12 protein-coding genes are annotated in these 14,445 nt (G+C 69.0%); 5 read left to right on the forward strand and 7 right to left on the reverse strand.

The window, feature by feature from the left end; genetic code table 11:
- Positions 1 to 47: 47 nt before the first annotated feature.
- A complete protein-coding gene (locus IE250_RS05290) occupies positions 48 to 794 on the forward strand; it encodes a sulfite exporter TauE/SafE family protein (protein WP_189668150.1) in 747 nt (248 codons plus the stop codon).
- Positions 795 to 804: 10 nt separating this feature from the next.
- On the opposite strand, the gene IE250_RS05295 is transcribed toward IE250_RS05290, so the two are convergent.
- The 4 genes from IE250_RS05295 to IE250_RS05310 form a co-directional block, all read right to left on the reverse strand.
- Positions 805 to 2,313 carry a tripartite tricarboxylate transporter permease gene (locus tag IE250_RS05295; protein WP_189668151.1) on the reverse strand — a complete coding sequence of 503 codons (1,509 nt, stop codon included), beginning with the start codon at positions 2,311 to 2,313 and terminating at the stop codon, positions 805 to 807.
- A 10-nt stretch (positions 2,314 to 2,323) separates the two neighbouring features.
- Positions 2,324 to 2,920 carry a tripartite tricarboxylate transporter TctB family protein gene (locus IE250_RS05300; protein ID WP_189668358.1) on the reverse strand — a complete coding sequence of 199 codons (597 nt, stop codon included), beginning with the start codon at positions 2,918 to 2,920 and terminating at the stop codon, positions 2,324 to 2,326.
- A gap of 1 nt (position 2,921) precedes the next feature.
- Positions 2,922 to 3,926: a tripartite tricarboxylate transporter substrate-binding protein gene (locus IE250_RS05305; RefSeq protein ID WP_189668152.1), complete on the reverse strand. Its 1,005-nt coding sequence runs from the start codon at positions 3,924 to 3,926 to the stop codon at positions 2,922 to 2,924.
- 133 nt (positions 3,927 to 4,059) lie between these two features.
- On the reverse strand, positions 4,060 to 4,407 hold the full coding sequence (locus IE250_RS05310) for a DUF5808 domain-containing protein (RefSeq protein ID WP_189668153.1): 348 nt from the start codon (positions 4,405 to 4,407) through the stop codon (positions 4,060 to 4,062).
- Between the two features lie 143 nt (positions 4,408 to 4,550).
- On the opposite strand from IE250_RS05310, the gene IE250_RS05315 reads away from it, so the two are divergent.
- Positions 4,551 to 5,288 carry an SDR family NAD(P)-dependent oxidoreductase gene (locus IE250_RS05315; protein ID WP_189668154.1) on the forward strand — a complete coding sequence of 246 codons (738 nt, stop codon included), beginning with the start codon at positions 4,551 to 4,553 and terminating at the stop codon, positions 5,286 to 5,288.
- A 32-nt stretch (positions 5,289 to 5,320) separates the two neighbouring features.
- On the opposite strand, the gene IE250_RS24370 is transcribed toward IE250_RS05315, so the two are convergent.
- Both IE250_RS24370 and IE250_RS05325 read right to left on the reverse strand, forming a co-directional pair.
- Complete coding sequence (locus IE250_RS24370) at positions 5,321 to 6,499, reverse strand: NUDIX domain-containing protein (protein WP_229872142.1); 1,179 nt, start codon at positions 6,497 to 6,499, stop codon at positions 5,321 to 5,323.
- Positions 6,500 to 6,646: 147 nt separating this feature from the next.
- Positions 6,647 to 10,288 carry an alpha-L-rhamnosidase gene (locus tag IE250_RS05325; RefSeq protein ID WP_189668155.1) on the reverse strand — a complete coding sequence of 1,214 codons (3,642 nt, stop codon included), beginning with the start codon at positions 10,286 to 10,288 and terminating at the stop codon, positions 6,647 to 6,649.
- Positions 10,289 to 10,687: 399 nt separating this feature from the next.
- Here IE250_RS05325 and IE250_RS05330 point away from each other — a divergent pair, with 399 nt between their 5' ends.
- Positions 10,688 to 12,181: a family 43 glycosylhydrolase gene (locus tag IE250_RS05330; RefSeq protein ID WP_189668156.1), complete on the forward strand. Its 1,494-nt coding sequence runs from the start codon at positions 10,688 to 10,690 to the stop codon at positions 12,179 to 12,181.
- A gap of 86 nt (positions 12,182 to 12,267) precedes the next feature.
- Here IE250_RS05330 and IE250_RS05335 read toward each other — a convergent pair whose 3' ends face one another.
- A complete protein-coding gene (locus tag IE250_RS05335; RefSeq protein WP_189668157.1) occupies positions 12,268 to 12,669 on the reverse strand; it encodes a nuclear transport factor 2 family protein in 402 nt (133 codons plus the stop codon).
- A gap of 183 nt (positions 12,670 to 12,852) precedes the next feature.
- Here IE250_RS05335 and IE250_RS05340 point away from each other — a divergent pair, with 183 nt between their 5' ends.
- Both IE250_RS05340 and IE250_RS05345 read left to right on the forward strand, forming a co-directional pair.
- Positions 12,853 to 13,269 carry a hypothetical protein gene (locus IE250_RS05340; protein WP_189668158.1) on the forward strand — a complete coding sequence of 139 codons (417 nt, stop codon included), beginning with the start codon at positions 12,853 to 12,855 and terminating at the stop codon, positions 13,267 to 13,269.
- Positions 13,270 to 13,760: 491 nt separating this feature from the next.
- The gene (locus tag IE250_RS05345) at positions 13,761 to 14,435 is read left to right on the forward strand and encodes a hypothetical protein (protein WP_189668159.1); all 675 of its coding nucleotides are present in this window, start codon (positions 13,761 to 13,763) and stop codon (positions 14,433 to 14,435) included.
- Positions 14,436 to 14,445: the final 10 nt, after the last annotated feature.

Genomic DNA, 14,445 nt, shown 5'->3' on the forward strand with positions numbered 1-14,445 from the left:
GCGGGCCGCCGGTCCGGATTCCCGCCTCGGGCGGATACCGTGGCGATGTGGAGACGACTGCCCTGATCGCTGCCTGCGCGGCAGTCGTGCTCGGGGCCGGGCTGCAGCGGGTCGCCGGGATGGGCCTTGGCCTGGTGGCCGCGCCGGTGCTCACGGTGTTCCTCGGCGCGTCGGTGGGCGTGCTGGTCAGCAACGTCGCCGCGATCGTCACGGCCCTGCTCATCCTGCGGGCGCTCCGGGACCGGGTCGACTGGCGCAGGGTGGTCACGATCCTGCCGCTCATGCTGGTGGGCTCGATATTCGGCGCGCTGACGGTACGCGAGGCCGACGCCGCGTGGCTGGACGTGATCGTGGGCGGGTCGGTGCTCGCCGCCCTGGCGGCCTCGGCCCTGCTGCGCCGGCGGGTCCGGATCAAGGGACGTTCCGTCGCCGTCGCGACCGGCCTGGCGGCCGGCTTCATGAACACCACGTCCGGCGTGGCCGCCCCCGCGTGGACGGCATACGCGCTGGCCACCCACTGGGAGCACCGGTCGTTCGCCGCGACCCTGCAGCCGCTGCTCGTCGTCATGAACACCATGTCGGTGGTCACCAAGCTCGCGTTCGGCGCGATCCCGCCCGGCTCGGCCCCGGCGTGGTGGGTGTGGCCGCTGCTCCTCGTCGGAGTGCTCGCGGGGGTGGGGTTCGGCGCCCTCCTGGCGCGCCACATCCCGACCCGGGTCGCGTCGGTCATCGCGCTGACGGTCGCCGTGGCCGGGGCGGTCACCGCCCTGACCCGGGGGCTGCTGACCGTGTGATCTCGGTGGGTCACTCTTCCTCGGCGAACACCACGTCCCGCTTGCGGCGGATCGTGGGCAGCACCGTGACCACGAGCGCGACCAGCGCGAGCCCGAGCAGCACCCCCGAGATCGGCCGCGTGAAGAACACCGAGGGGTCACCCCGCGAGATGAGCAGCGCCCGGCGCAGGTTCTCCTCGAGCAGCGGCCCCAGCACGAACCCGAGCAGCAGCGGCGCCGGCTCGCACCCGGCGCGGATGAGCACGAAGCCCAGCAGGCCGAAGAACGCCACCGCCAGCACGTCGTACGGGTTCTGCCCCAGCGAGTAGGTGCCGATGCAGGCGAACACCACGATGATCGGGAACAGCACCGAGTACGGCACGGTGAGCATGCGCACCCACAGCCCGATGAGCGGCAGGTTGAGCAGCACCAGCAGCACGTTGCCCACCCACATCGACGCGATCAGGCCCCAGACCAGGGCCGGCTGCTCGATCATGACATCGGGCCCCGGCGTGATGCCCTGGATGATGAACGCCCCGACCATCAGCGCCATCACGGGGTGCGCGGGCAGGCCGAGCGTCAGCAGCGGGATGAACGACGTCTGCGCCGCGGCGTTGTTCGCCGACTCCGGTCCCGCCACGCCCTCGATCGCCCCGTGCCCGAACTCGCGCGGGTTCCGTGAGACCCGCTTCTCCACGGCGTACGAGGCGTACGAGGCGAGCACGTGCCCGCCGCCCGGCAGCACGCCGAGCAGCGACCCGAGCCCGGTCGCGCGGATCACCGGGGCGACGATCCGGCGCAGCTCGGCCCGGGTGGGCCACAGGTTCGCGACACGGCTCACCATGCGGGTCCGGGTACGTGGGTCGTGCAGGTTGCGCAGGATCTCCGCGATGCCGAACACGCCGACGGCGAGCGCCACGAAGCTCAGGCCCTGATACAGCTCGCGCACGCCGAACGTGAACCGCGGTGTGCCGGTGTACAGGTCCTGGCCCAGCGTGCCGAGCAGGATGCCGAGCACGATCATCGCGAGCGCCTTGAGCATGGACCCGCTCGCCAGCGCGATCGACCCGATGAGGCCCAGCACCACGAGCGAGAAGTACTCGGCGGCGCCGAACGACAGGGCGGCCTGGGCCAGTGGCGGGGCGGCGACGGCGAGCACCACGGTCGCCACGGTCCCGGCCACGAACGAGCCGAGCGCGGCCACCGCCAGCGCAACGCCGGCCCGACCGGAGCGGGCCATCTCGTGCCCGTCGATCGCCGTCACCGCTGCCGACGACTCCCCCGGGAGGTTGAGCAGGATCGCCGTCGTCGACCCGCCGTACTGGGCGCCGTAGTAGATGCCGGCGAGCATGATGAGGGCCGACGTCGGGTCGTCGAACCCGAACGTGATCGGGAGCAGCAGGGCGATGGTCGCCGTCGGCCCGATTCCGGGCAGCACGCCGACGGCGGTGCCCAGAACCACGCCGAGCAGGCAGAACATGATGTTGTGCCACTGCAGGGCTTGGGAGAAGCCGAGCGCGAGGTTGTCGAGGAGATCCATCCCGGGCCCCCTAGCCGCCGAGCCAGTCGCCGAACAGGTCCAGTCGCAGCTGCAGCAGGACCACGAAGACGACCCAGCTCGCCAGCGTCAGGCCGACGGCGATGATCAGGGCCCGCAGCGGATTTGTACCCGGCCGGGCCAGCGCCGCGAGCAGGCCGGTGCCGAACGTCGCGGGTATCAGGCCGAGGGCGTCGATCGTCAGCGCGAAGAACGCCACCGCGGCGACCACCGCCACGGTAGGACGCCACTGGATCCCGGCGAGCGGACGGGGGTCGGGTGCTTCGGCGTCGTGCCGTTCCACGTCCTGGGTGCCGGCCCTGCGTGCGCCGCCCTCGTCGTCGGGGACCGCGTCGCGGGGCGCGTCGGACCCTGCGTCGCGGGGCGCCTCGCCCGGCGCCGTGTCCGGGGCGACGTACGCCTTGGCGACCGTGGCTACGCCCAGGGCGGCGAGCAGCAGGCCCAGGGCGAACGGCACGTACCCCGGCCCCATCTCGAGGAGGGAGCCGAGGTCGTACCCGAGCGCCCCGACCGCGAAGGCCGCGCCCAGCCCGACGAAGATCAGGCCTGCGACGAGGTCGCTCGTCGAGCGGGGCCGGAGGACGCCGATCTCAGCCTCCCTGGCTGGCGCTGATGATCTCGCCCCAGGTTCCGATCTGCTCCTCGAGCAGCTCGGTGTGCGCCTCGGGTGTGGCCTGCTCTTCGCTCACGGGTGCCGTGCCGAGGTCGGCCATCTGGTCGATGACCGTCTGGTCAGCCAAGGCCACCTGGAGCGATTCGGTGAGCGTGGCGACTATCTCGTCGGGCGTCTCGGCCGGGACGTACAGGCCGTGCCACACGGTGACCTGGATGTCGGGCTGGCCGGCCTCCGCGGTGGTGGGCAGGTCCGGCAGGGCTTCGATGCGCTCCGGCGTCGTCACCGCGTACGCCTTGACCTTGCCGGCCGTGATCTGGCCGGTCGTGTTGGTGGTCTGGTCGCACATGAAGTCGACCTGGCCGCCCACGAGCTCGGTCATCGCGGGACCGGTGCCGTCGTAGGGCACAGCCGTGACCTCGACGCCGAGGGCTTCCGTCAGGAGCAGGCCGCACAGGTTGGACGCGGAGCCCTCGCCGGCGTGCGCCATCGTCACCGTGTCGGCGTTCTCCTGGACGTAGGTCACGAAGTCCTCGAACGTCTCGGGCTCGAAGTCGGAGCGCGCGATGATCGTCATGGGCACCTCGGTGACAAGGCCCACCGTCTTGAAGTCGGCGACCGGGTCGTAGGCGAGGTCGGGGTAGAGCGCGGGCGCCGTGGACATGCCGATGTGGTGCATGAGCACCGTGTAGCCGTCGGGTTCGGCCGCGGCGGCCTGGCCCGCCCCGACGGTTCCGCCGGCGCCGTCCACGTTCTGCACCACCATCTGCACGCCCAGGTCCTGGGACATGGGCTCGGCGACCATGCGGGTCACGGTGTCGGTGGGGCCGCCCGCCGAGAACGGCACGATCACCTCGATGTTGTCCTCGGGGTACTCGGCGGGGTCAGCGCCGCCGCCCGAGGAACAGGCGGCCAGGATGAGGCCCAAGCCGGCCAGCGCACCGATGTACGCGGCCACCTTCCGGGGTCCGGCGGGAGTCATGTCCGTCTCCGATCATCGTTGATCCGGTAGAGGTTGATCCGTTGTGGGGTAATCCGGTCCAGACTGTGACCGTACCTCTCGACATGTGACGCCCGCCACAATTTGAGCGCGGCTTGATCGAACGGTGACCTCTTCAGGCGCCGGTCTTGCCCCCTGCCATCCTGCCCCGGACCAGCGCTACGACCTTCCCCGCGTTGACCGTCCAGCCCACCCCGAACACGCGCGGGCCGAGGACATGGTCGGCCTCGGGGTTCCACATCCGCTCACGGACACGGGCCATGGTCGGGAAGCGGAAGTCGTAGGGAACCACCGACACCACCTTGCCGTGCCAGGTGCGCTCGTCCTCCGGCGTGCGTAGCTCCTTGAACACCGCGGCCGCCGTCAGCGCGAGCGAGACGAGCCTGATGACCTTCTTCAGACGCCCGCGCCGGTGCTTGACCGTGCCCTCGTCGCCGTTTGTCACGGACTTGGTGGATCCCACGGTCGCCTCCGGTGTTCTCGGTGCCTGTCCCTCGCCGTCCATCCTGTGCCACCACGGGCGACGCCGCGAACGCAGCTCCCGCAGCGTCGCGGACGCGGTCTAGCGTGAGACCCCATGAACAACGGTGCGCACGAGGTGCGGTCGTGAGCCGGATACTGGTCACCGGTTCCGTCGACGGGTTGGGCCGCGCCGCGGCCGAGACACTCCTGACGCAGGGGCACGAGGTCGTGGTGCATGCCCGGAACGCGGACCGGGCCGCGCACATCGGCCCGCTCATCGCCCGGGGTGCGCAGCTCGTGGTGGGCGACCTAGCCGACCGGGAGGCCGTGCGGGACGTCGCCGCCGAGCTGGCGGACGCCGCCCCGCTCGACGCGGTCATCCACAACGCCGGGGTGTGGCGCGGCCGGGCCGTCATGCCGGTCAACATCGTCGCCCCGTACCTCCTCACGGCCCTGCTGCCGGACCCCGGTCGCCTGGTGTACCTGAGCAGCGGCTCGCACTTCAGCGGCCATCCCTCCGTCGACCGGGTCGACTGGTCGGGGCGGACGGCGGGCTCGTATGCCGACAGCAAGCTGTTCGTCACCGCCCTGGCGGCCGCAGTGGCCCGTCTGCGCCCGGGGGTCCTGAGCAACGCCGTCGACCCGGGCTGGGTCCCCACTCGGATGGGTGGGCCTGGCGCCCCGGACGATCTCGAGCTGGGTCACCGCACCCAGGAGTGGCTCGTTACCAGCGACGAGCCGGAGGCGCTGTCCACCGGCGGGTACTGGTACCACCAACAGCGCCAGGAGCCGCACGCGGCGACCCACGACAGGGCCTTCCAGGACCGGCTCCTCCAGGCGCTGGCGGAGGAGACCGGCGCCGCGCTCGGAGCGCACCCGTGAGCAGGATGCCGTCCGTGCGCCGGTCGTGCGGCTCAGGACATCCTGGCTTCGGCGAGCAGTGCGCCACGGTTGGCCCAGATGAAGGCCTTCAAGGACGCAGGCCCCAGATTGGTTCCCGCAAGCGCATCGTCGTCGCGCAGATCCACATATTCGACGTCGTAGGTGCCGCGGGTCGGTTCCTGGAGCTCCGGGCCGGAACGCAACGCCAGATCCATCGAGACGACGCGCGCCAGGAAATAGTGGTGCACCGCGATCCCGGCATCCTTGGGGCCGGAGGCCAGGAACACCTGCCGGACAACCTTCGCCGTCGCGCCGAGCTCCTCGAACAGCTCTCGGTGCAACGCTTCCTCGACCGAGGCGTCCTCGGGCTCGACGCCGCCGCCGGGAGTCACCCAGTACGGCGCACGCCCGCGAACGGTCCGCTTGATCACCACGAGGCGGCCCTCATCGTCCAGCAGGATCGCCCGGGCCGCACGCCGCACCACGACCGACGGCGTGGTCGAGGTCGCGGGGATCTCGTCGACGACGGGCGCCTGGCGGAGGTAGCCCTCGAAGAGCGGCCCGCCGGCAGCGTCCAGCGTCGCCCGCGCTACGGCGACCATCGTCCGGTCGTCATGTCTGGCGGCTACCCATCGGGCGGCGTACCCGACATCCCAGGCGCGCAGCTCGCGCAGCAGCCACTTGCCGCCGCCGTCCCACCGCCCGGCTGCCGCCAGGGCAAGGTGCCCGACCCGCTCCCAGAGGACCGACCGAACGACATCCGCCTCGCCGCCGTCGCGTGCGTACGCGAGGTCGTCCAGCAGGTCCGTCACGCCATACCGGGCATCCTCCAGCGCGGTGTCCGACGCCGGTCCCGGGCCGGCGTCCAGCAGCGTCTGGCACTCCGCCTTCAGCCCGACGACGTCTGCCTCCCCCGCCACCGGCACGCCCGTTGCGATCATCCGCACCAGCGTCGGCTTCCTCCGCGCCGTCTCCTGCGCGATGAACCACCGGTGGCCGGCGTCGGTGTTCACGAACAGCTCGACCGGCCAGCCCCGCCAGCGCAGCGCGTCGCGATGCCCGACGGCGTCGTCCGGCACGCACACCACGATGTCCAGGTCCGACCCCGCCGTCCGGGAACCTGGATCGAGCACGCTGCCGGCCAGCAGCGCCCACCTTGCCTCCGGGTAACGGTCGGCGACCAGGGCGGCGGCGTCGGCTCTCGGATCCACGCCCGTCATCCTTGCGCACGATGCCCGGCCGACACACCAGTTTTGCCGTTTTGGCACGCCCCTCCGGCCGCTGCTACCGCGGCCGGAAGAGTGCGTTGATGGTCGACCCGTCGTCCGTCTCGACGGTCAGGCGGTGTCGAGAGCCGGTCAGCTGAGGACCCACAGGTCCGCGATCGAGGGGTCGTAGTACGCGAACGCCGCGTTGGTGGTCGGGTAGAGGAACTTGACCGTCACTGTCCCGTCGTTGCTGACGGCGGCGGGCTCGTCGACGAGGATCTCGTAGCTCGTGACTGCTTGACCGGCGGTACCGCGGGTCATGTGCACGTGCTTGACCACCGTGTCGTCGACGAGAACCTGATAGTCCTTGACCCCAGGGGTGTGCCAGGTCTCGCGCATCCTGAGCAGGAACGGCTTGCCGGCCGGGACCTTGACCCGGGCGGTGTAGAAGGCGCCCGGGAACTGGTTGTGCGCGTAGCGGCGGGTCAGTCCGGCTTCGACGCTGGTGCCGCTGCTCGACGAGCCCGCGACCGCGTGGGCGCTCTCCGAGACCGACTCGCCGAAGTCGACGTGGTCGACGGCGGATTCCGTCGGGGGCACTGAGATGGCGGCTGCCCTGAACGAGTAGGTGCCCGACCCCACGGTGACGACCGTCCTCGACTCCTGGTCGTCGTAGCGAAAAGTCTGGATGCCGTTCCTGACCGCGAGTGGCTTGCCGGACTCGGTGACCTGGATGGGGTGATCCGAGGGTATGCGCACTTGCGCGGTCGTGTTCACCGGCACGGTCACGGTCATGGTCAGACCGTCTGCGGTCTTCCGCCACGAGTTGGACAGCTCGCCGTAGACCGTCTGCAGCGCGCCCTTCGCCGAGGTCACGCCACCTTCGACGTGGGGCTCGATGATGCTCTTGCGGTAGCCCGGCTCGCCGATCCTGATGCCGCCGATGTTCTGGTGCATCCAGTCCGCCACGGCGCCATAGGCGTAGTGGTTGAAGGAGTTCATGTCCACGGGGCCGAAGGAGCCGTCGGGCATGATCGAGTTCCAGCGCTCCCAGATCGTGGTCGCGCCCTTCTCGATCTCGTATCCCCAGGACGGGTAGTCCTTGTGCTGGAGCATCGTGTAGGCGAGGTCGTCCCGGCCGATGTTGGTCAGCGCGGGCAGCAACCACGGGGTGCCGATGAAGCCGGTGCGCAGGTGGTAGCCGGTCTGTGCCAGCTTCGCCACGAACTTCTCCACCGCCTTGCGCTCACGGCCCGGGTCGGTGATCAGCTGCTGACCCAGCGCGAGCGCGTAGCCGGTCTGGGAGTTCCCCAGCACGGTGCCGTCGGACGCGACATACGCGTTGGTGAAGGACTGACGGACGGCCTCGTAGAGGCTGGCGTACTCGGCCGCCTCCGCGTCGCGGCCGATCGCGGCGGCCATCTCGGACATCATCTTGACGTCCTGTGCCCAGATCGCGGTGCCGAGCACACCCTGGTTGGTCGGGTCGTCCAGGTGCAGCCAGTCGTTGGTGAAGAACCACAACCGGCCTGTCTCCAGGTTGTCCGTACCGGCGCTGGCCCGGGCATAGTCGAAGAACTTCTTCATCGCCGCGTAGTTGTCCCGGACGATCTGAGCGTCGCCGGTGGCGTTCCAGACCGCGTGCGGCACGGTGATGATCGCGTCCTCCCAGCCCACGGCGCTCTGGCCGAAGGCGCCGTTGGTCGACGGGACGACCGACGGCACCCCGCCGTTGGCAAGCTGCTCGTCCCGTACGTCGGTCATCCACTTGCTCAGGAAGCCCCGGGTGTCGCTCAGGTAGCTCGCCGTCGGCGCGAAGATGCTGATGTCACCGGTCCAGCCGAGCCGCTCGTCGCGAGCGGGAGTGTCGGTCGGGATGGACAGGAAGTTGCCCCTGGCACCCCAGGTGACGTTGCTGTGCAGCTGGTTGAGCATCGAGCTCGAGGTCTCGAGGTAGCCCACCCGTGGGAGGTCGGATCCCAGCACCACACCCTTGACGTCGGTGGCTGCCGGTGCCTGTGCGAGGCCAGTGATCTCGATGTAGCGGAAGCCGTGCTGGGTGAACGTCGGCTGATAGGTGATCGTGCCGTCCTCGGCGAACGTGTAGTAGTCGGTGGCCAGAGCCGCGCGGAGGTTGGCGGTGTACATCGTGCCGTCGGGGTTGAGCACCTCGGCGTGCCGGAGCCGGACGGTCTCGCCGGCCTTGCCCGTGATCGTGACCCGCGGGACGCCGACCATGTTCTGGCCGAGGTCGTAGATCTTCACATCCGCGACCGGCTCGGTGACCTTGACGGTGCTGAGCAGGTCGGTCTGGCGGACGGGCTCGTCGGGCTGCGGCGACAGCTTCGCGGCGTCGGAGGTCCGCGCCGTCACCGGCTTCCAGGCCGCGTCGTCGAACCCCGCCTTGTCCCAGCCCGGTTGCTCCAGTGCGGCGGAGTAGGTCTCACCCAGCTGGTTGTCAGTAGCCACGAACGGGCTCGGAGCCCACTTCCAGCTCGAGTTCGTGTCGACCCACTGCACGCTGCCATCGGTGTAGGTGAGCCTCAGACGAGCGACGAGGTCCAGGTTGGTGCCGTACTGGCCCTTGCCGTCCAGGCCGATCTTGCCGGCCCACCAGCCCTCGCCCAGTGCGCCACCGAGTCCGTTGGTGCCTTCATTGACGAGGCCGGTCACGTCGTAGGTCTGGGACTGGATCCGCTTCGCGTACTCGGTGTAGCCCGGTGCCAGGAACTGGTCGCCGACCTTGTCGCCGTTGATCGAGAGCTCGTAGATGCCGTGGGCCGAAGCGTAGAGACGCGCACTCCTGAGCGTCTTTCCCGCCGAGGTCACGAACTCCTTGCGCAGCAGCGGCAAGGATTCCTCAGGTCCCTTGAGCATGGCGTCGGTGGTCTGGTTCACGGTGACCTGACGGCCGGCGAACGAGCCGGCGCTGAGCGGGTTGCTTCCGAAGTCAGGGTTGGCCAGCACGGTGCCATCGGCCTTGGTCACCTTCAGGGAGCTGATGGTCACCGACTCGGTCCCGAAGGTGCGGATCCCGACCCGGCCCCAGCTGAAGCTCGTCGCCGCACGCGTGTCGACGATCTTGCCGTCCAGCGTCGTCTCGATCGTGTTCCCGGCCAGCCGGAAGGACAGGTCGTGCTCGCCGGCCAGCAGTCCGGCGGCGGTGAACCCGAACGGTCGCAGGTCGACCTCACCGAGGAGGCTGTAGGCGCCGTTCACTCGAAGGTGTGGCCGCAGCAGGGGTACACCAGAGCTGACGTTGACCTGCCACATGTAGGTGTTGCTGATGTTCTGCGCCCGGAGGAACACGCCGAAGGCAGCGCTGTTGAGCCTGAACCGCGTGGTCGCCGTGTAGTCGGTCCAGTGCTCGTACGACGGGGCCGGCTTGCCGACCCATTCGGCACTCCCCCAGTCGCCGGCCGACAGCAGACCGGTCTCGAACCAGGCCGGTGCGCTCCAGTCACTGGCCGTGCCCTGGTCGTCCCAGACCCGCACCCGCCAGTGGTACCGCGTGCCGGCCGTCAGCTGAGGACCGCCGTACTCGACGTCGACCTGACGCGACGAGAGCACCTTCCCGGTGCTCCAGACGTTGGACGCACCGGCGGAGGAACCGACCTGGACCTCGTAGGCCGACTGCGTGACCCCCCGTCGGGACGAGGACGAGGCCCATCCCAGAACGGGGTCTTGTCCTCCGATGCCCAGCGGGTTGACGCGCCCGTTTGTCGTCAGCCCCGCGACCGTGATCAGAGCTGCCACCTCTGCCTGGGCCCCTTCGGCCGAGCTGGGAAGCATCATGCCTCCCACTGATATCGCAAGACAGGTGGCGAGAGCGGCCAGCCGCCGCCATGTCATCGCCGGGGGCCACACCGTGGCGGGAATGATCATCAGATTGCCTTCCATGCACCGTTGCAGGGTTCGGATCGTGATTGATACGTTTCAAAGCGTGGTCGAAACGTAGGGGAGCAGCGACACGCGCGTCAAGGCCGTCACAGGACGCCGCCCCGAGTCCGACCGAGCCGCAGGTTGCGGGCTGGGCGATATGTCCCTCTTGACCAAGTAAAGGGCTCAGGGCACCATTGCGATGTTACCGCTCACATCGGGACGCGGATCCCTGGAGCGACTCCACTTTCGCGCTCACGCTCCGGCATCACGGAGGGCGCTGACCTGTCATCCGACCGCAAAGGAGCGATCGTGTACCCCGCCCGCACACTGAGCAAACCCCGCTGGTTCATGGCCCTGCTCACCCTCGCCCTGGTTCTGACCATGACCACGTTCAGCCCGCCGACAGCTCGGGCCGTCACCGGGACCGACGTCACGAACCCGCTCGTCAACTCGCCGATCAGCGCCGACCCGTGGCTCGGAGTACACGACGGCCGCTACTACTACGCGGCCACGACCTGGAACTCCACCGTCGTCATGCGGAGCTCGTCGACCCTGGAAGGCCTGGGTGCCGCGCCCGAGCAAGTCGTCTTCCGCCTCACCGCCCCGAGCGGCTGCTGCACGATGTGGGCGCCGGAGCTCGTCCAGCTCAATGGGCCGAACGGCCTCCGCTGGTACCTCTACTACTCCGCCGAGCCCAGCTCCTCGGCCGGCGGCGCTCGCCAGACGCACGTCCTCGAGAGCGCCGGCAACGACCCGATGGGGCCCTACACGTACAAGGGTGTGCTGGGCCTGATGCCCAACGGCGGCTGGGCGATCGACGGCAGCGTCCTGAAGCTCAACGGCAGCAACTACTTCATGTTCTCGGCGTTCGCCGCCGACGGTCTCCAGTCCAACTTCATAGCCCCGATGAGCAACCCCTGGACGGTGTCGGCCCACGGGACGCGCATCTCCTCCCCCACCCTGGCGTGGGAGACCCAGGAGGGCGCGGTCAACGAGGGTCCCACCGCGCTCCAGCGGGACGGCAAGACGTTCATCACCTACTCGGCCAGCGCGTGCTGGGGACCCAACTACAAGATCGGGATGCTCGAGTACACGGGCACCAACCCGCTGTCCCAGAGCAGCTGGACCAAGCACTCGCAGCCGATCTTCCAGCGCAGCGACGCCAACGGGGTGTACGGCCCGGCCCACCACACGTTCTTCAAGTCGCCCGACGGCAAGGAGACCTGGATCGCCTATCACGCGAACTCCTCGGCGTCGGACGGGTGCGGCACCACGAGGCGAACCCGGGTCCAGAAGATCTCCTGGAACTCCAACGGCACGCCCAACCTCGGCGTGCCCGTTGCCCTGTCCACGGTCCTGCCCGGACCGTCCGGGGAGGACGGCGCCACGAACGGTCAGTCCATCAAGAACCGGCACTCGGGCCTCTGCCTCGACGACTTCGAGTGGGGCACGGTGCCCGGCGCCGAGGTTCGCCAGTGGACCTGCAACACGTACGCGGTGCAGGACTGGTACCTCGACTACTACGGCGAGGGCTACTACCAGATCAAGAACCGGTACTCCGGTCTGTGCCTCGACGACTACGAGTGGGGCACCGAGCCCGGCGCGGAAGTCCGGCAGTGGACCTGCAACACCGCAACCGTCCAGCAGTGGCAGATCGCCGACGCCGGAAACGGGCAGAGCACGATCAAGAACCGGTACAGCGGGCTGTGCCTGGACAACTTCAACCTGGGCACGCAACCCGGCGCCGAGGTCAGGCTCTGGACCTGCAACGGCAACAACGCCCAGCAGTGGGCGATCAGCTGACCGGAGCACACTGACAAGAACGAGACCGTCGGGGACCTGGATCTGCGGATCCAGGTCTCCGCCGGCGAGTGTCGGGTCTGGCGCCGTCACTCGTTCACGATGTCGGCATGCCTGTGGGCTACCTTCCAATCGCCACCCTCGCGGCGATACACCTGGGTGGCGCGCAAGGTGTAATCGCGCGGCTCGCCGTCCATGGAGACCGACGTGTGCTCCATGCCGACGGTATAGGCCATATCTCCGAGCACGTCATACGCCTGCAATTCGAACGTGTAAGACGTGCAGTCAGAGAAGCTCCTCTCCAGGAAGGCGAAGGTCTCTTCGACCTCCTGCTGCCCGTACGCGTTCCGCAACGCACCCAGGATGCTTACGGGCTCCTTGCTGGACCACAGCGCCCGGCGTGGAGCCGCGTCGCCGTTGTGCAGAGCGACCTCCGCTTCGTACAGCGCGGAGCTGACCCAGGTTAGGAAGTCGTCACGGTCGGTCGTCATGCCCTCAGCATCGTCCTGGGCTCGGCGCTTTGCATGTGCGGGTCAAGTTTGACCGGCGGTTCATCCCCAGATAACGATGCTTGTCTTCGGCTGAAGGTAGAAAATAGGTCAAGGACGCGAGGCTCTTCGATCAATGCCCGTCCGCGGCTGCATCCTCGCGCCCGACGGCAAGGAGGCCGAGCCATGAAGAGAATGTCGAAGACGCGTTTAGGGGTCCGCTTGGCAGTCCCCGTGGTGGCGAGCGTTGCGCTGCTGACCACCTTCACCGCCCCCGCACAGGCGACGATTCACCCGATCATCCAGTCGGTGAACTGTGCCGCCGCCGCAGCGCGGGCGAACACCTCGATCGGTGACCCGGCCGGGCAGACGCCTGAGGGTTTCGTCGGCGACATGATCACAGTGTCGCCCCCGTTCGCCACCGTCACGTTCCCCGAGCCCCTGGCGTTTGATCAGTCCGACTTCCGCGCTCTCATCGCGACCGGGTTCGTGGACGAGATCGTGCGCGACGCCAACGGCAACGTGACGGCCCTGATCGTCGACCTGCGCAACGTGCCCCAAGCCGTTAACGGACAGGGCGGGGCACACTGCGCCAATGCTTAGATCCGCCGCCGAGAAGGATCGAGCCGCGGCCCCGGAAGCCGTCCATGTGTATGCCACCGGGAGCCGTCAATTCCGTGCAGCGAGTGAACAGTAAGGAGGGCAGGCGCCGCGATCACAAGCTATTCGGCTACCTCGTCGACATCGACCTCCTGCCGAGCGCCGGAGCTGGAAGCTGATGGCCGTGTATCGCGGCGCGGACGACGACCCGAGCCTCATGGACAAGAAGCTCGTTGCCCAGCGCGCCCAGTGGTTCGCTCATTACACGACGCGCCTGTGTGACCGCGCGGCGCGGCCTGCGTATCAACCTCGGCGACCCGAAGCCCCGCGATCATGGCGTTATTCGTTCGGCCGCCGCTCTCGACCGCTGACATCATGTGCGGCGTGCAAGCCACCGCCGAGATCGCCGACCGTCTCTCAGACGGTGCCGCCGCCGTGCTCTCACGTGCGCCTGGCGCCCTCGCCGACCTTGAGGACTGGCTGCGAGGCGATGCATGAAGCTCGCCGAACAGAGGTGGCGCACCCTGGTCAGCACGGTCGCGCTGGGCGGCAAGTCGTACCGGGTACTCCGGCCGGCATCCCCGAAAGCCCACGCCCCGCTGTACGACGGCGCCGGGCGGGGAGCCGCGCAGTTAGTTGTGGACAAGGCCGCGGCGTTCGACATCGCGTGCGCATGGTGGCTCGCCGCCCGCTCCCCGAACAGCCTGATCCATCTCCCCCTGCGTCAAGCCACCAGCGAGTGCGGGTCGTGGATGGAGGGGCGGCCCTCTGACCTTGTGCTGCTGCACCACAGCCTGCGATTCCCGGTGACGCAGTGGAGAGAACTTCGCGCCCGCACAACTTCGTGGACCCCGCACACAGTGCGGTTGCCCGCACAGCCATTCCCCGAGATCACTCCATCGGACCATGGCCGCCGATGGCACCAAGGGTTCCGCGATCACCTGCTGTGGGAGACCGCCGCGGACACGCTGTTCGTGATCGGTAGTCGCCCCGCGTTCGAGCTGGCCTCCAACCAGGTGCGCGGGCTTGCCGAGGACTGCCCGGCGCACCTGGCCCAGACGCCGGACGCCCACTGCTGCGCCGAGATCAACCTCGGACGAACCTGGGAAAACGACCGCCGCAATCCGCCCACCAGGCTTCACATCGCCTACTGCGAGACTCACCGATGAATTCAGCGTG

Source organism: Promicromonospora soli (assembly GCF_014653785.1).
GTDB classification, from domain to species: domain Bacteria; phylum Actinomycetota; class Actinomycetes; order Actinomycetales; family Cellulomonadaceae; genus Promicromonospora; species Promicromonospora soli.

Excerpts from the sequence above, each read along its gene's own strand:
- IE250_RS05295 (WP_189668151.1), bottom strand. The coding sequence starts at position 2,313 with ATGGATCTCCTCGACAACCTCGCGCTCGGCTTCTCCCAAGCCCTGCAG.
- IE250_RS05305 (WP_189668152.1), bottom strand. The coding sequence starts at position 3,926 with ATGACTCCCGCCGGACCCCGGAAGGTGGCCGCGTACATCGGTGCGCTG.
- IE250_RS05325 (WP_189668155.1), bottom strand. The coding sequence starts at position 10,288 with ATGCTTCCCAGCTCGGCCGAAGGGGCCCAGGCAGAGGTGGCAGCTCTG.
- IE250_RS05335 (WP_189668157.1), bottom strand. The coding sequence starts at position 12,669 with ATGACGACCGACCGTGACGACTTCCTAACCTGGGTCAGCTCCGCGCTG.
- IE250_RS05340 (WP_189668158.1), top strand. The coding sequence starts at position 12,853 with ATGAAGAGAATGTCGAAGACGCGTTTAGGGGTCCGCTTGGCAGTCCCC.
- IE250_RS05345 (WP_189668159.1), top strand. The coding sequence starts at position 13,761 with ATGAAGCTCGCCGAACAGAGGTGGCGCACCCTGGTCAGCACGGTCGCG.